The sequence below is a fragment of the Streptomyces sp. NPDC058579 genome (assembly GCF_042718575.1).
Taxonomy (GTDB): Bacteria; Actinomycetota; Actinomycetes; order Streptomycetales; family Streptomycetaceae; genus Streptomyces.
The window spans coordinates 293,313-308,082 of sequence record NZ_JBHXPI010000003.1 but is presented as its reverse complement, the minus strand read 5'-3'; the positions used below and the strand labels follow the sequence as shown (position 1 = coordinate 308,082).

The window sequence follows — 14,770 nt, the reverse complement described above, 5'->3', positions numbered from 1 at the left end:
TATCCGGCGGCCGGGACGTTCCTGTGCGCAGGGGCGCGCCCCGTCCGCGTCGCTCAGCCCGCGATCGGGTACATCGCCCCGCGCCTGCCCTCCGGGGAGACCAGCCAGGTCAGCTTCGCCTCGGTGTCCGCGAGCGGCAGCGGGGTGTGCATGACGATCGTCAGGTCGGGGCGGGCCGGCACCCGCAACTGCGTGGCCTCCATGAGGAGTTCGCCGACGATCGGGTGCTCGATCCGCTTGCGGAGCTGGCCGCCAGGGGAGATGTCACGGCGCTCCCAGAGCGCCGTGAACTCCGCGCTCGCCGCCTTCGCCTCCTCCACCACCTCGCGGAAGCCGTCGTCGTCCGGGCACTCCGAGCAGGCGGCCCGGAACTGGGCGACGACCTGCGGCGCGAGGCGCTCCCAGTCGGCGGCGCGGGAGCGGTAGAGCGGGTCGGTGAAGAAGGAGATCAGGCAGTTCTGCGAGGTCTCCGGCCGCATGCCGAGGACCACCGACGCCGACTCGTTGTACATGATCGCGTTCCAGTACACGTCCATGATGTGCGCCGGGAACGGCATCCACGCCTCGATCAGCCGGCGAAGGCCCGCGCACATGTCCCGCGCCGCCGGATCGACCTCGGGCGCGGGCGGGTTGAGGGCGGCGAGGACGTACAGATGGCGCCGCTCGGCCGGGCTGAGCCGCAGCACTCGGGCGACCGCGTCGAGGACCTGCGAGGAGACCGTGATGTCGCGGCCCTGCTCCAGCCACTGGTACCAGGAGACGCCGACGCCAGCGAGGACGGCGACCTCCTCGCGGCGCAGGCCCGGCGTGCGGCGGCGGGCGCCGCCGTCCGGGAGTCCCGCCTCGGCCGGGGTGACCCGGGCCCGACGGCTCATCAGGAACTCGCGCAGTTCGCCCAGTCGGTGTGCCTTGCCGGCATCGTTCTCGACCGCTGTGGCCACGGTTAGCTTCCTCCCCCTGGATGCCTGGTGGTGCGACCAACAGGATAAGTTCCCGCTCCCCACGGTTGTTCCCTGGCACCGAGGGTGGTGTCCATGGCAACAACCCTCGACTCACCGACCACCCCGACCCCCGCCCCGCAGGCCCCGCCCGCTCTGAACGGCCGCGCCCGGCTCGTCCTCTTCGTGCTGTGCGCCGCCCAGTTCATGGTGGCGCTCGACTTCTCCGTCCTGAACGTGGCGCTGCCCGTCCTCGGCGCCGACCTCGGCATGAGCCCGTCCGCGCTCCAGTGGGCGGTGACCGCCTTCGCCCTGCCGTCCGGCGGGTTCCTGCTGCTCTTCGGGCGGATCGGCGACCTGTTCGGGCGCAAGAAGCTGTTCCTCGGGGGTCTCGCGCTCTTCGGCGCGGCCTCACTGCTCGCGACCTTCGCCTGGGACCCGGCCTCCTTCCTCGCCGGGCGGGCCCTCCAGGGCCTGGGCGCGGCGGCGATCGTGCCGACCGGCATGTCCCTGCTGACGACGACCTTCCCCGAGGGCCCGCAGCGGGCCCGGGCGCTCGGCATCTCCGGGACGCTGATGTCCCTCGGCTTCACCATCGGCATGGTGCTCGGCGGGGTCATGACCGACACCCTGGGCTGGCGCTCGACGATGGGGCTGCTCGCGCTGTTCAGCCTGATCGTGCTGCCGCTCGCCCCCGGTGTGCTGCGCGAGTCGCGGACCGCCGAGCGGCCGCGCCTCGACGTGCCGGGCGCGGTGACCGTGACCGGCGGGCTGCTCGCCGTGATCTACGCCCTGTCGACGGCGGCCGAGCGCGGCTTCGGCGGTACGGACGTCCTGGTCACGCTGGTGGGCGGGGTGCTGCTGCTCGTGGCCTTCGTGGCGGTCGAGTCCCGGCACGAGTCCCCGTTGGTCTCGCTGCCGATGCTGCGTCGCCGGACGGTGGCCTTCGGCAACCTGGGCGGGCTCGTGACGTTCTCGATGATGTCCACGGTCGTCTTCGTGCTGACGCTGTACCTCCAGGAGACCCTGGGCCTCTCGGCCTTCGGCACCGGCCTGGTCTTCGGCGTGCAGGGCGTCCTGTCGGTGCTCGCCGGTTCGCTCGCCTCGAAGATCATCGGCCGGTTCGGCGCCCGCCGCACGCTGGTGGTCGCCCTGTTCGGCCAGGGCGTGTTCGTGGCGACGCTCCTCGGCCTCGGCTCGGAGTCGGGCGCGGTGTTCGCGACGGTCGGCGTCTCGCTGGCCAGCATGTTCCACCTGGCCGCGATCATCTCGTACGGCGTGACCGTCACCTCCGGCGTCCCGGACGAGGAGCAGGGCCTGGCGACCGGCCTGGTGACGACGACCCAGCAGGTCGGCCTCACCGTCGGCATCCCGCTGCTCGGCGTCCTCGCGACGACCGGCCCGAGCCTGTACGACGGGGTGCGCACGGTCCTCGCGATCGACGCGGCGATCGTGGTCGCGGCGGCCCTGCTGCTCGCCGTGGGCCTGCGGAAGCGCGCCTAGGCGGTGTCTCGTCGATCAGGCCGGATCAGGGAGCGGCGTCTGGTGCCGTGCATCGCAAGGCGGAGGAGGGCGTCAACGCGGTGGGGGCACCTCCCGTGCCCGAAGGGCTACGGGGGAGTTGGCAACCGACGACAACGCGGCTGGGGGTGCCCCCTGCTCGAAGAGCTTGGGGGAGCGGTGCCAGACGCCGCGAGCCCGGCATGATCGGCGAGACACCCCCTAGGGTGTCAGGGCCGGTCGAGCCGGAGCCGTACCGCCTTCGGCAGGCCCGCGACCACCAGGTCGTAGGAGTCCTCGACGAGCTCCCGGACCATGCGGTCCGGGAGTCCGCCGACGGTCACCGTGTTCCAGTGCCGCTTGTTCATGTGGTAGCCGGGGGCCACCGCCGGGTACTCCTCGCGGAGCCGGACCGCCTCCTCCGGCTCGCACTTGAGGTTGATCCGCAGCGGCCGGCCGTCGAGCCAGGACAGCGCGAACAACTTCCCGCCGACCTTGAAGACGGAGGTGTCGGGCCCGAAGGGGAACTCCTCCGTCGCGTCGTTGAACTCCAGGCAGAAGGCGCGCAGCTGGTCAGGCGTCATCCCTCGTCGTCCCTTCCGGGTCGGCCCGTACGGGCTCCACGAGCACCGTCACGATCTTGTTCCGGCGGCCCGCCGGGGACTCGGCGGTCATCCGCAGCGAGCGCCCGTCGGGCAGCTCCACGACCGCCTTGGCCCCGGCGATCGGCACCCGGCCGAGCGCCTTGGCGAGCAGGCCGCCGACGGTCTCCACGTCCTCGTCGTCGAACTCGTCCGGGCCGAAGCCGTACAGCTCGCCGAGGTCGCCGATGTCGAGGCGGGCGGTGACGCGGTAGCTGTCCCCGCCCAGCTCCTGGACGGGCGGCAGCTCACGGTCGTACTCGTCGGTGATCTCGCCGACGATCTCCTCCAGGATGTCCTCGATGGTGACGATCCCGGCCGTGCCGCCGTACTCGTCGATGACGACGGCGACGTGGTTGCGCTCCTGCTGCATCTCGCGCAGCAGGTCGCCCGCGTTCTTGGTGTCCGGCACGAAGGTGGCCGGCCGCATCGCCGTCGACACGAGGTCGGACTCGGAGTCGCGGTTGACGTGCGTCTTGCGGACCAGGTCCTTCAGATACACCATGCCGACGATGTCGTCCTCGTTCTCGCCGGTCACCGGGATCCGGGAGAAGCCGGAGCGCAGCGCGAGGGTGAGGGCCTGACGCACGGTCTTGTACCGCTCGATGCAGACGAGATCGGTGCGCGGCACCATGACCTCCCGTACGAGCGTGTCGCCGAGCTCGAAGACGGAGTGCACCATCCGGCGCTCGTCGTCCTCGATCAGCGACTCCTGCTCGGCCAGGTCGACCATGGCCCGCAGCTCGGCCTCGGAGGCGAAGGGGCCCTTGCGGAAGCCTTTGCCGGGGGTGAGCGCGTTGCCGATCAGGATGAGCAGCTGCGGGATCGGGCCCATGATCCGGGCCAGCGGCAGCAGGACGTACGCGGAGGCGGTCGCCGTGTTCAGCGGGTGCTGGCGGCCGATGGTGCGCGGCGAGACGCCGACGGCGACGTACGAGACGAGCACCATCACCGCCATGGCGACGAGCAGGGCCTCCCAGGTCTCGGGGAACTCCTCCAGGCACGCGTACGTGACGAGGACCCCGGCCGCCATCTCGCAGGCGACCCGGACGAGCAGTGCCACGTTGAGGTAGCGGGTCGGGTCGGCGGCGACCTGCGCGAGCTTCTCGGCGCCGCGCCGCCCGGACCGTACGGCCTCGGCGGCGCGGAAGCTGGAGACGCGGGCGATGCCGGCCTCGGCGCAGGCGGCGAGCCAGGCGACGATCACCAGCGCGACCGCTCCGAGGATGAGCGATGCGTTCATCGGGGGCCCGATCCCCGGGTCAGGAGACGGTGGGCGCCGGCGAGGGGCCGGTGTGGCCCTTCTCCGCGCGCCAGCCGTCGACGATGGCCGCCTGGAGGCCGAACATCTCGGCCTTCTCGTCCGGCTCCTCGTGGTCGTAGCCGAGCAGGTGCAGCACTCCGTGGACGGTCAGGAGCTGGAGCTCCTCGTCCATGGAGTGCTGCGTCGGCGCGTCCTTGCCCTGCTGGGTGGCGACCTCGGGGCAGAGCACGATGTCGCCGAGGAGCCCCTGCGGGGGTTCCGCGTTGTCGTCGTCCTTCGCCGGCGGACGCAGTTCGTCCATCGGGAAGGACATGACGTCCGTCGGGCCCGGGAGGTCCATCCACTGGATGTGGAGCTGCTCCATCGCCTCCGCGTCGATGACGATGATCGAGAGCTCGGAGAGCGGGTGGATGCGCATCCGCGCGAGCGCGTAGCGGGCGATGTCGAGGATCGCCTGCTCGTCGACCTCGGTTCCGGACTCGTTGTTGACGTCGATCGACATGGTGCTCTTCTACTGCTTCCCGTTGCGGCTGTCGTACTGCTCGTACGCGTCGACGATACGGCCGACGAGCCGGTGCCGGACGACATCCTGGGAGGTGAGCGTCGAGAAGTGGACGTCCGGGACGCCGTCCAGGATGTCCCTGACCTGACGGAGACCGCTGTGGGTGCCGCGGGGCAGGTCGACCTGGGTGACGTCACCGGTGATGACGATCTTGGATTCGAAGCCGAGGCGGGTGAGGAACATCTTCATCTGCTCGGGGTTCGTGTTCTGCGCCTCGTCGAGGATGATGAACGCGTCGTTGAGCGTCCGGCCTCGCATGTACGCCAGCGGCGCGACCTCGATCGTGCCCGAGGCCATCAGCTTCGGGATCGAGTCGGGGTCGAGCATGTCGTGCAGGGCGTCGTAGAGCGGCCGCAGGTACGGGTCGATCTTCTCGTAGAGCGTGCCGGGCAGGAAGCCGAGCCGCTCACCCGCCTCGACGGCCGGCCGGGTCAGGATGATCCGGGTGACCTGCTTGGACTGCAGGGCCTGGACCGCCTTGGCCATGGCCAGGTACGTCTTACCGGTGCCCGCGGGGCCGATGCCGAAGACGATCGTGTGCTTGTCGATCGCGTCGACGTACCGCTTCTGGTTGAGGGTCTTGGGGCGGATGGTGCGACCGCGGCTGGAGAGGATGTTCTGCGTGAGCACCTCGGCCGGGGTCTCCTGGCCTGCGTCCGCCTTGCCGTTCTCGCTCGCCCTGAGCATGGCGATCGAGCGTTCCACTGCGTCCTCCGTCATCGGCTGTCCGGTGCGGAGCACCAGCATCATCTCGTCGAACAGGCGCTGGATGAGGGCGACTTCCGCCGCCTCTCCCACTGCGCTGACCTGGTTGCCCCGGACATGGATGTCGGCCTTCGGGAACGCCGCCTCGATCACACGGAGGAGTGCGTCACCGGAACCGAGAACGGTCACCATCGGATGCTTGGCGGGGACGGTGAAGTAGGCGCGGGTCTCGCCCGGCGCGCCGTTGGGGGCTGTGGGTGTCTGAGTCATGGGCCGGCACTGTGGCCTGCACATACCTCCCGTTGCAGGGTTCTCGCTGCTCGACAACCTCTGGATACCAAGCCTACGACTTGGCACCGACAAGGCCGAGGGCTTTTACGAGGCGCGAGCGCGGCTGCCGGGAGGACGGCTTACGGCTACGGGAGGACGGCTCACGACGGGGCGGCGCGGAACCCGATGGTCGGGACGGCCCGGCGCAGGGGCCAGGGGCGGGTGGCGGCCGGGAGCATGCGTTCGAGGAAGGCGTAGCGGGCGCGCAGGGCCTCCGGGTCCTGGCAGACGTGCTCCTGGACGTGCTCCCACCAGGCGGCGACCTCGCCCCAGCCGGGGGCGGAGAGCGAGCCGCCGAACTCCTGGACGGAGAGCGCGGCGATGAGCCCGGCGAAGGCGAGCCGGTCGGCGAGCGGCCAGTCCGCGAGCGTGCCGGTGACGAAGCCGGCCACGAAGACGTCCCCGGCGCCGGTCGGGTCGAGGGCGGAGACCGCGATCGCGGGCACCTCGGCGGTCTCGCCGGTGGCCCCGTCGACCGCGTACGCGCCCTCCGCACCCAGGGTGACCACGGCGTAGCGGACCTTGTCGGCGAGCGCCCGGGCGGCGGCTCTGGGGCAGTCGGTACGGGTGTAGCGCATGGCCTCCTGGGCGTTGGGCAGGAAGGCCTCGCAGTGCTCCAGGTCGGTCAGGCCGCGCAGGTCCCAGCGGCCGGTGTCGTCCCAGCCGACGTCGGCGAAGACCTTCGCGCCGCCCCGCGCGGCCTGGGCGACCCACTCCTCGGACCGGCCGGGCACGAGCGAGGCGACGGCGGCCCGGGCGTGCGGCGGGTAGGCGGGCAGGGCGCCGTCGAGGGGCGGGGCCTCGTGGCCGTGGGAGACCATCGTGCGCTCGCCCTCGTACGCCATGGAGACGGTCACCGGGGAGTGCCAGCCGGGGACGGTCCGGGAGAGCGAGAGGTCGATGCCCTCGCCCTGCTCCAGGGCGTCCCAGCAGTACTCGCCGTAGTGGTCGTCCCCGAAGGCGGCGGCGAGCGAGGTGCGCAGACCGAGGCGGGCGAGGGCGGTGGCCATGTTGGCGACGCCGCCGGGGCTGGATCCCATGCCCCTGGCCCAGGACTCGGTGCCGCGCACGGGGGCGCTGTCGAGGCCGGTGAAGATGATGTCGAGGAAGACCGTGCCGGTGAGGAAGACGTCGCAGGCGGGGTCGGTGGGCTCGCGCAGGCGCACCAACGGGTCGACGCCCGCGTCGTGTTGCTGGTCTCCTCGTGCTGTGGTCACGGCCTGCTCCCGTCCGTGGTGCCGATCAGGCCAGTGTGCCTGATGGGGGCGGGGTGACCGGGGTGACGCGGGACGGAAAACCGACATCGACTACCCGGCACTTCACCCCCCAAACCCAATAGTGACCCAGATCACAAATGGAATGGGGACTTTCCTTCCTCATCGGGCTTCTCGGGGCCCACGGTCACTTGATACGAATGTCCCCGCGACCCCGTTGCCGTCGGATCCCGCAGTCAAGGATTCCCGTGCGCACACCGGGCGCTCCCCCTCCCTTGCCCCGCCGTTCCTGGAACGCCCATGTCGTCGCGCCCGCGTGCCCTGGGGCCCCTCGTGGCCCTGTTCACCGCCGGTTATCTCGCCCCGTACCTCCTCCCGACCGTCGTCGGCAGACTCTCCGCCGGGCTCGGCCTCAGCCCGGCCCAGGCGGGCCTGGTCGGCTCGGTCCTCCTCCTCGCCTCCGCCTCGGCCGGCTTCACGCTGGCCGCCCGCGTGGAACGGCTCGGGCCGCGCCGCGCGGCCCGGATCGGCCTCGGCGCGATGTGCCTCGGCTACGGATCGGCGGCGCTGACCACGAGCGTGCCGCTGGTGGTCGGCGGCGCGGTCCTGGGCGGCTTCGGCTCCGGTACGGCCCTGGCGGTGGCCGCCGCAGGGATCGCCGCCCAACGGGACCCGCACCGGGCCTCCACGCTGGGCCTGCTCACGGTCTCGGCGACGGCCGGCGCGCTCTACCTCACGCTTCCCCACCTGGGCAGCGGCCATGGGCTGCCGTTCGCGTCGATCGCGCTGGCGGCGGCGCTGGTCTGGCCGCTGACGGCCGGTCTTGGCGACGGTGGCGCCCCTCGCCCCTCGCCGACCCCGACTCCGGCCAGGGCGGAGGGAACCCCGCTCCCCCACCGCCGCTCGGGCCTCGTCCTCGCCATCGCGATCCTGTGCTGGTCCATGGCCCAGAACGCCCTCTGGGGCGTGAGCGGCCGGATCGGGCTCACCCAGGCCGGGCTGAGCGAGGTCACCGTCGGCGCCGTCTTCGCGGTGGCCCTGGGGGCCGGGCTCGCGGGCGTCACGGCGGCGGGGGCGCTCGGCTCCCGCCTGGGCCGGGCCGCGCCGATCGGGGCGGGCACGGCGATCATCGCGGTCTGCGTGCTGGTGAGCTCGGGTGCGGAGAGCCTGCCGGCGTTCGCGGCCGGCGAGGTCCTCTGGAACGTCTTCTACCCGGTCGTCCTGTCGTACCTGCTCGGCCTCGCCGCGTCCCTGGACCCGCGCGGGCGGTGGGCGGTGCTCGTGGGCTCGGCGTCCTCGCTGGGCGTCGCCTGCGGCCCGGTCACCGGCAGCGTCCTGTCCGAACAGCTCGGCTACCCGGGCATGGGCCTACTCCTGTGCGCCCTGCTCCTCCTGGCGGCGGCCCCGATGACGGCGGTCGCCCTCCACACCTCCGGCCGCCCCCTGGTCCCCGGCTCCATCCGCCGCCGAGGCGGCGCGGCGGCGGCGGTCCTGGCGGGAACGACGGGCTCGACACCGGGCCTGGTCCCCCAGATGGGCGCCCCGGAACAGCCGGTCACGGAGATCCCGGTCTCCGCGACCCCCAAGGCCACCCGCCAGTCCTTCCGCCTGGCCCGCCCGAGCGACCGGGGCTGACCAGGCGAAAATCCAGCCTCGCCGGCGGAAAATTCAGCCCCGCCGGCGTTTGAGGCGCGGGGTCCGGGGCGGAGCCCCGGTTCGGGAAGGGGCGGGGTGGGGAAGGAGCCCGCCGCAGGCGCCCCCACCCGCACCGGCCCACGCGCACCCACCCCCGCTCCTACTCCCCCGCAGGGAACTCGTACGCCTCGACCTCCGCCAAGTACCGAGCCCGCCGCCCCTCCTCGTCGTCCAAGAACGCCGCCTCGAACGAATTCCGCGCCAACACCCGCAACTGCTCCCGCCGCAACCCCAACGCCCCCCGAACCGCCTCGAAGTTGTCCCCCACGTACCCCCCGAAGTACGCCGGGTCGTCGGAGTTCACCGTCGCGACCAGACCCGCCGCCAGCATCGCCGGCAGCGGATGATCCTCCAGCACGTCGATCGCCCGCAGCCGCACATTCGACAACGGGCACAACGTCAGCGGCACCCGCTCCCGCACCAGACGAGCCACCAATTCCGGGTCCTCCATGCAGCGCAGCCCGTGGTCGACGCGCTCCACGCCCAGGACGTCCAGGGCCTCGCGGATGTACTCCGGTGGGCCCTCCTCGCCCGCGTGGGCGACCTTGCGCAGGCCGAGCGCGTCGGCCGCCGCGTACACCTCGCGGAACTTCGACGGCGGGTGGCCGACCTCCGCCGAGTCCAGGCCGACACCGGTGATCCGGTGCAGGTACGGCTTCGCGGCCTCCAGCGTCGCCATCGCCGACTCGGCGGACTCGTCCCGCAGGAAGCACATGATCAGCCGGGTCGAGACGCCGTGCCGCTCCTCGGCCAGGTCGAGCGCGGCGGCCAGGCCCTCCACCACCGTCCCGATCGGCACGCCACGTGCCGTGTGCGCCTGCGGGTCGAAGAAGATCTCGGCGTGCCGCACGCCCTGCGCCGCCGCCCGCGCCAGATACGCGTCGGCCAGCTCGGTGAAGTCCCGCGTCGTGTGCAGGACCCCCATCAGCTCGTAGTACAGGTCCAGGAAGGACTGCAGGTCACTGAAGCGGTACGCCTCGCGCAGCGCCTCGGTGTCCGCGTACGGCAGCTCGACGCCGTTGCGCGCGGCGAGCGCGAACGCCAGCTCGGGTTCGAGGGTGCCTTCGATGTGGAGGTGGAGTTCGGCCTTGGGGAGAGGCATGGTGGTTCGTCTATCTCTTCGGGAGGGGGACCCTCATCAGGTCCTGGGCAATGCTCAGCTCGCCGTCGAACCCGGCCGCCCGCGCCTGCCGTTCGAACTCCGCGGGATCGCCGTACCGCTGCGAGAAGTGCGTCAGGACGAGGTGCCGCACCCCCGCGTCCCGCGCGACCGCGGCGGCCTGGCCGGCCGTCAGATGGCCGTGGTCGACGGCGAGCTGGACGTCCTCGTCAAGGAAGGTCGACTCGACGACCAGCATGTCGGCGCCCGCGGCGAGCGCGTGCACGCCGTCGCAGAGCCGGGTGTCCATGACGAAGGCGAACCGCTGCCCGCGCCGGACCTCACTGACCGACTCCAGCGTCACGCCGTTCAGGACGCCGTCCCGCTGGATCCGGCCGACGTCCGGGCCCTTGATGCCGTGCGCGGCGAGCCGCTCGGGCAGGATGCGGCGCCCGTCGGGCTCGGTGAGCCGGTAGCCGTACGACTCGACCGGGTGCGAGAGCTTGTACGCGTCGAGGGTGTACGAGTCCGTGACGGCGAGGGGGCCGTCGGCGGCGACCGGGGCCTCCGCCAGTTGCACGGTCTCGCGGTAGGCCGTCGCGTACCGCAGCCGCTCGAAGAAGTGCTGCCCGCTCGCCGGGTAGTGCGCGGTGACCGGGTGCGGGACCTGGTCGAGGTTGATCCGCTGGATCACGCCGGCCAGGCCCAGAGAGTGGTCGCCGTGGAAGTGCGTGACGCAGATCCGGTCGATGTCGTGCGCGGCGACCCCGGCCCGGAGCATCTGGCGCTGGGTGCCCTCGCCCGGGTCGAACAGGATGCCCTGCCCGTCCCAGCGCAGCAGGTACCCGTTGTGGTTACGGTGCCGGGTCGGGACCTGACTGGCGGTCCCGAGCACGACGAGTTCGCGTACGGACACGGCTTATCCGGGGGGCCAGTTGAGGCCGCGGCCGCCGAGGACGTGCGCGTGGGCGTGGAAGACGGTCTGGCCCGCGCCCGCCCCGGTGTTGAGGACGATCCGGAAGCCGCTGCCGTCGATCTTCTCCTGGGCGGCGACCTCACCGGCCTCGCGCAGCATGTCCGCGGCGACCGTCGGCGCGGCGGCGGCCAGGCTGGCGGCGTCGGGGTAGTGGAGGCGCGGGATGACGAGCACGTGCGTGGGCGCCTGCGGGTTGATGTCCCGGAAGGCGAGCGTCGTCTCCGTCTCGCGCACGATCGTTGCCGGAACCTCCCCGTCCGCGATCTTGCAGAACAGGCAGTCGCTCTGCGGCTCTCCGGTCATGGCCCGGGCCTCCTCGCCTTCGGTGATCAGCTACTCGGGCATCGTATCGGCCACGCCACCGCGAGCGCTCGGGTCACCGGCCGCGCTCGGGCTTGGGCGCGCGGCGCTGCAGGGCGGAGCGGCTCACCCAGTAGGTGATGATCACGACCCAGAAGAGCGGGAAGCCGAGCGACCCGATGACGGGCGGCTCCAGCGTCCACAGCGCCATCGACAGCGCCGAGTGGAGGCCGAGCAGTCCGACCGCGGCCGCCATCGCGAGCACGGGCCGGCAGTTGCGCGCCACGAGCAGCAGCGGGCGGCGCAGCCGGGGCGGTATCCGCCGGATGTTCCACACCGCCCAGCCGGCCCAGCCACCGACAAGGACGGCCGCGCCGACCCCGTACGTGACGAGGTCCTCGTCGTTCACCGGTCCGGTGCCGAGGGACGCGAGGCTTGACGCCAGGAAGCCCAGCAGGGCCACCCAGCGGGCGCCCGCCACCGTGCCCCAGGCCATGGTCTCCAGGTTGTAGCGGGCCTGCCGGTCGTTCATGTCGAGCGCGGCGGACTCGACGAAGCCCTCAGCCGCCTTGGTCCACGCCCCGCGCCGGAACCAGCGGCGGCGCAGGTGCAGCAGGGAGAGGTTGTTGTGCGCCTCGCTGCTCTCCGGGTCGAGGCGCAGAGCCGTCTCGTAGGCCTGCTTGGCGATGTCGTGGTTGCCGGTGCGCTGGGCGGTGAGGCCGACGAGGAAATGCGCGTCGCTCTCCTCGGGCGCGAGCGCGACGGCGGTACGGGCCGCTGTGTACGCCTCGCGCCGGCGTTCCGTGCGGACGGACCGGTCGAGGACGGTGCCGAGGGCGTAGTGGCTGCCCCAGTACTGCGGGGCCAGTTCGACGGAGTGCCGGGCGGCCCGCTCGGCTTCCTCGTACCGCTTGAGCGCGAGCAGGATGTGGGTGCGCATCAACCAGCCCGGCAGTGCGTCGGGTTCGGCGCGCAGGGCTTGCTCGACGGTGTCGAGCGCCTCCCGCTCCCGGCCGAGGCGGTGCTGGCAGCGGGCCAGGAGGACGAGCGCGGCGGCGTCGTCCGGGTCGGTGGCCAGGTGCTGGGCGACGAGGGCGGCGGCCTGCTCGTACCGACCGACGTCGAAGAGCGCGTCCGCCCGGTCGAGGGTGGGGCCCATCAGACCTTGTCCCGGTCGTGGGTGATGCTGAGCAGGTTCGGTACGAGTCCGAGCCAGAACAGGACCTGGGGGATCGTCCGGTCGGTCCACGGCACGAGGACGATCAGCAGGGCGCAGAGCGTGGCCAGGACGGCCTGACCGAGGACGACGCGCGGCCAGAAGAGCCGCCGGACGAGGGCGCGTACGGACATCTGAGCGCCGGTGCGCATGCGCCGGTAGCGGCGCAGGGCGCCGAAGCCCCACACGGCCGCCATCAGCGCGAGCGCCCAGAGCCGGGTGCCGAGGTGGACCGGGAGTTCCTTCGCGTCCTCGCCGTCGGTCGGGAAGACGTCGACGACGACACCCGCCATGACCAGGCAGATCAGCGCGAGCCAGCGGGTGCCGCGGAGCAGCCGGTAGACGGCCCTGTCGAGGTCGCTGCGGAGGGACTCGGAGTCGGGGGCGACGGCCAGCGCGCCCGCGTAGAGGTCGGCGACCCGCTCGGCGGAGGTGCCGGGCTTGTTGGCCTCGTGCCAGGTGGTGTCGGAGACGGCGAGGTTGTCGGTCGGATCGATGCGCAGGAGCTGCCGTACGGACTCCTGCACGAGGTCGGGGCGTTGGTTGAACGCGGCGACCTTGTACATGGTGTGCCACGTGGAGACCTCGTCCGGACCGAGCCGTACCGCCTCCTGGGCCTCCTGGAACGCCTCCTCGTACGTCCCGATGAAGATCAGCATCTCGGCGCGCTGGGTACGCGGGCCCCAGCGGTACGGCGCGAGGCGGATCGCCTCGCGCTGCGCGAGGTCGGCCTCGGGCAGGCGGCGCAGGGAGCGCAGGGCGAATCCGCGCATGAAGTGCCCGTCGGCGAACTCGGGTTCGAGCTTCAGCGCCTCCTCGGCGGCGTCGAGCGCCTCCGCGTCCCGGTCGAGACCGGAGAGGCACCGGGCCCGTGCGGCCCACGCGAGGTGGTCGTCGGGGGCCTCGGCGAGACGCCGGTCGACGAGGGTCAGACCCTGCTCGTACCGCTTCATGCCGTAGAGCTCTTCGGCCTGTTCGACGTGCGGATGCACCGCGGTCCCGCTCACAGCTTGCGCTTCTTCTTCAGGTAGGCGACCAGGTCGTCGTACATCCCGCCGTCGTTGGCGAACATCGCCACGTTGCGCGCGGAGGCGAACCAGGATTCGCTGGACGGCCTGATCTGCTTCGCCGCGGCCAGCAGGTCCTTCATGTCGATCATGCGTACGGTGCCGGTACGGGCGGAGTCGAGGAGCGCGAACTCGGCGGCGCTCTCGCAGACATGGGCGAGGTCCGCGCCGGAGAAGTCCTCGGTGGCCTTGACGAGCTTGCCGAGGTCGACGGACTCGATGGGCCGCTCGCGCAGGTGGTAGCGGAGGATCGCCTCGCGCGCCGGGGCGTCGGGCGGCAGCACGAGCAGCGTGCGGTCGAGCCGGCCGGGGCGGCGCAGCGCGAGGTCCACGTCCCAGGGGACGTTGGTCGCGGCGAGCACGAACACGCCCTCGTTCTCGGCGCCGTCGATGCCGTCGAGCTCGGTGAGGAGCTGGTTGACGACGTTGCGAAGCCCGCTGTGGTGAGTGCGCGAGCGCTTGGCGCCGAGGGCGTCCAGCTCGTCGAGGAAGACGACGCAGGGGGCCTGGGCGCGGGCGGTCTCGAAGATGTCGTGGACGTTCTTCTCGGACGTGCCGATGTACATGTCGAGGATGTCGGAGAGCGAGACCGACATGAAGCTCGCGCCGAGCTCGCCGGCGACGGCCCGGGCGATGAACGTCTTGCCGCAGCCGGGCGGACCGTAGAGGAGCAGGCCGCCGCGGAGCGACTTGCCGTACAGCTTGCGGAGTTCGGGGTTGCGCATGGGCGCGAGGAAGGCGGCCTCCAGTCGGTCCTTGACCTCCTGCATGCCACCGACGTCGGCGAGCCGTACGCCACCGGGAACGTCGACGTCCCAGGCGGAGGCGTCACCGGGGTCACCACTGCCGTCGGCGGTGAGGGGCGCTTCGACCTCGCCGACCTCGCCGACCTCCCCGTTGTCGGTTCCGGTCACGAACCGCGGCCCGACGAGGTCCCCGACCTCCTCCTCGGCGGCGACCCAGTCGAAGCCGGGGGTTCCCTGCTCGGTGGCGGGCGCGGCGGCGGGGATCTCTGGCTGCACGGGGGCGGGCAGCCCCATCGCGCGGACCATCAGAGCACGGGCCGCCTCGTCCCCGGGCGCGTGCTGGAGTGCGACGGCCGCCTCCGAGACGGCCTCGTCGCCCCGCCCCTCCGCGAGGAGCAGTTCGGCGAAGTGGAGCCGCAGGGGCACGTCTTCCGGTGCGGCGGAGACGGCGGCGCGCAGGCTACGGATCAGGGGTGACTCGTCGGACATGCGGCCCAGCCTAGGGAGCGGCCCCGGG

The 14,770-nt window shown here is 72.2% G+C and carries 14 protein-coding genes; 2 read left to right on the top strand and 12 right to left on the bottom strand.

Going from position 1 to position 14,770, the window contains the following annotated elements; genetic code table 11:
• Positions 1 to 53: 53 nt before the first annotated feature.
• Complete coding sequence (locus ACFWRO_RS06635) at positions 54 to 875, bottom strand: helix-turn-helix transcriptional regulator (protein WP_384505447.1); 822 nt, start codon at positions 873 to 875, stop codon at positions 54 to 56.
• A 159-nt stretch (positions 876 to 1,034) separates the two neighbouring features.
• Here ACFWRO_RS06635 and ACFWRO_RS06630 point away from each other — a divergent pair, with 159 nt between their 5' ends.
• The gene (locus ACFWRO_RS06630; protein ID WP_384505182.1) at positions 1,035 to 2,441 is read left to right on the top strand and encodes an MFS transporter; all 1,407 of its coding nucleotides are present in this window, start codon (positions 1,035 to 1,037) and stop codon (positions 2,439 to 2,441) included.
• Between the two features lie 227 nt (positions 2,442 to 2,668).
• On the opposite strand, the gene ACFWRO_RS06625 is transcribed toward ACFWRO_RS06630, so the two are convergent.
• The 5 genes from ACFWRO_RS06625 to ACFWRO_RS06605 form a co-directional block, all read right to left on the bottom strand.
• The gene (locus ACFWRO_RS06625; protein WP_384505179.1) at positions 2,669 to 3,022 is read right to left on the bottom strand and encodes an MmcQ/YjbR family DNA-binding protein; all 354 of its coding nucleotides are present in this window, start codon (positions 3,020 to 3,022) and stop codon (positions 2,669 to 2,671) included.
• Positions 3,012 to 4,322, bottom strand: coding sequence for a hemolysin family protein (locus ACFWRO_RS06620; protein ID WP_384505176.1), 1,311 nt, complete (start codon positions 4,320 to 4,322; stop codon positions 3,012 to 3,014). Before ACFWRO_RS06620 ends, ACFWRO_RS06625 begins: the two co-directional genes overlap by 11 nt.
• Positions 4,323 to 4,341: 19 nt before the next feature.
• On the bottom strand, positions 4,342 to 4,845 hold the full coding sequence (gene ybeY, locus ACFWRO_RS06615) for an rRNA maturation RNase YbeY (protein ID WP_384505173.1): 504 nt from the start codon (positions 4,843 to 4,845) through the stop codon (positions 4,342 to 4,344).
• A gap of 9 nt (positions 4,846 to 4,854) precedes the next feature.
• A complete protein-coding gene (locus ACFWRO_RS06610) occupies positions 4,855 to 5,880 on the bottom strand; it encodes a PhoH family protein (protein ID WP_384505170.1) in 1,026 nt (341 codons plus the stop codon).
• A gap of 161 nt (positions 5,881 to 6,041) precedes the next feature.
• On the bottom strand, positions 6,042 to 7,157 hold the full coding sequence (locus ACFWRO_RS06605) for a carbohydrate kinase family protein (RefSeq protein ID WP_384505167.1): 1,116 nt from the start codon (positions 7,155 to 7,157) through the stop codon (positions 6,042 to 6,044).
• A gap of 297 nt (positions 7,158 to 7,454) precedes the next feature.
• Here ACFWRO_RS06605 and ACFWRO_RS06600 point away from each other — a divergent pair, with 297 nt between their 5' ends.
• The gene (locus ACFWRO_RS06600; RefSeq protein WP_384505164.1) at positions 7,455 to 8,789 is read left to right on the top strand and encodes an MFS transporter; all 1,335 of its coding nucleotides are present in this window, start codon (positions 7,455 to 7,457) and stop codon (positions 8,787 to 8,789) included.
• Positions 8,790 to 8,949: 160 nt separating this feature from the next.
• Here ACFWRO_RS06600 and ACFWRO_RS06595 read toward each other — a convergent pair whose 3' ends face one another.
• The 6 genes from ACFWRO_RS06595 to ACFWRO_RS06570 all read right to left on the bottom strand — a co-directional run bounded on the left by ACFWRO_RS06595 (position 8,950) and on the right by ACFWRO_RS06570 (position 14,742).
• Complete coding sequence (locus ACFWRO_RS06595) at positions 8,950 to 9,951, bottom strand: adenosine deaminase (RefSeq protein WP_384505161.1); 1,002 nt, start codon at positions 9,949 to 9,951, stop codon at positions 8,950 to 8,952.
• A 10-nt stretch (positions 9,952 to 9,961) separates the two neighbouring features.
• Positions 9,962 to 10,864, bottom strand: a complete 903-nt coding sequence (locus tag ACFWRO_RS06590) for a ribonuclease Z (protein WP_384505158.1) — start codon at positions 10,862 to 10,864, stop codon at positions 9,962 to 9,964.
• A 3-nt stretch (positions 10,865 to 10,867) separates the two neighbouring features.
• Positions 10,868 to 11,227 (bottom strand): histidine triad nucleotide-binding protein, encoded by a 360-nt coding sequence (locus tag ACFWRO_RS06585; protein WP_361969069.1) that lies wholly within the window; start codon positions 11,225 to 11,227, stop codon positions 10,868 to 10,870.
• A 73-nt stretch (positions 11,228 to 11,300) separates the two neighbouring features.
• Positions 11,301 to 12,383, bottom strand: coding sequence for a tetratricopeptide repeat protein (locus ACFWRO_RS06580; RefSeq protein WP_384505156.1), 1,083 nt, complete (start codon positions 12,381 to 12,383; stop codon positions 11,301 to 11,303).
• Positions 12,383 to 13,447 (bottom strand): tetratricopeptide repeat protein, encoded by a 1,065-nt coding sequence (locus ACFWRO_RS06575; RefSeq protein WP_384505153.1) that lies wholly within the window; start codon positions 13,445 to 13,447, stop codon positions 12,383 to 12,385. Before ACFWRO_RS06575 ends, ACFWRO_RS06580 begins: the two co-directional genes overlap by 1 nt.
• Positions 13,444 to 14,742 carry an AAA family ATPase gene (locus tag ACFWRO_RS06570; protein WP_384505150.1) on the bottom strand — a complete coding sequence of 433 codons (1,299 nt, stop codon included), beginning with the start codon at positions 14,740 to 14,742 and terminating at the stop codon, positions 13,444 to 13,446. The genes ACFWRO_RS06575 and ACFWRO_RS06570 overlap by 4 nt, the downstream gene beginning before the upstream one ends.
• Between the last annotated feature and the right edge of the window lie 28 nt (positions 14,743 to 14,770).

What these genes read in the sequence shown, in the direction of transcription:
- ACFWRO_RS06635 (WP_384505447.1), bottom strand. Translation starts at nt 875, where the DNA reads ATGAGCCGTCGGGCCCGGGTCACCCCGGCCGAGGCGGGACTCCCGGAC.
- ACFWRO_RS06610 (WP_384505170.1), bottom strand. Translation starts at nt 5,880, where the DNA reads ATGACTCAGACACCCACAGCCCCCAACGGCGCGCCGGGCGAGACCCGC.
- ACFWRO_RS06600 (WP_384505164.1), top strand. Translation starts at nt 7,455, where the DNA reads ATGTCGTCGCGCCCGCGTGCCCTGGGGCCCCTCGTGGCCCTGTTCACC.
- ACFWRO_RS06625 (WP_384505179.1), bottom strand. Translation starts at nt 3,022, where the DNA reads ATGACGCCTGACCAGCTGCGCGCCTTCTGCCTGGAGTTCAACGACGCG.
- ybeY (WP_384505173.1), bottom strand. Translation starts at nt 4,845, where the DNA reads ATGTCGATCGACGTCAACAACGAGTCCGGAACCGAGGTCGACGAGCAG.
- ACFWRO_RS06570 (WP_384505150.1), bottom strand. Translation starts at nt 14,742, where the DNA reads ATGTCCGACGAGTCACCCCTGATCCGTAGCCTGCGCGCCGCCGTCTCC.
- ACFWRO_RS06580 (WP_384505156.1), bottom strand. Translation starts at nt 12,383, where the DNA reads ATGGGCCCCACCCTCGACCGGGCGGACGCGCTCTTCGACGTCGGTCGG.
- ACFWRO_RS06620 (WP_384505176.1), bottom strand. Translation starts at nt 4,322, where the DNA reads ATGAACGCATCGCTCATCCTCGGAGCGGTCGCGCTGGTGATCGTCGCC.
- ACFWRO_RS06630 (WP_384505182.1), top strand. Translation starts at nt 1,035, where the DNA reads ATGGCAACAACCCTCGACTCACCGACCACCCCGACCCCCGCCCCGCAG.
- ACFWRO_RS06585 (WP_361969069.1), bottom strand. Translation starts at nt 11,227, where the DNA reads ATGACCGGAGAGCCGCAGAGCGACTGCCTGTTCTGCAAGATCGCGGAC.
- ACFWRO_RS06595 (WP_384505161.1), bottom strand. Translation starts at nt 9,951, where the DNA reads ATGCCTCTCCCCAAGGCCGAACTCCACCTCCACATCGAAGGCACCCTC.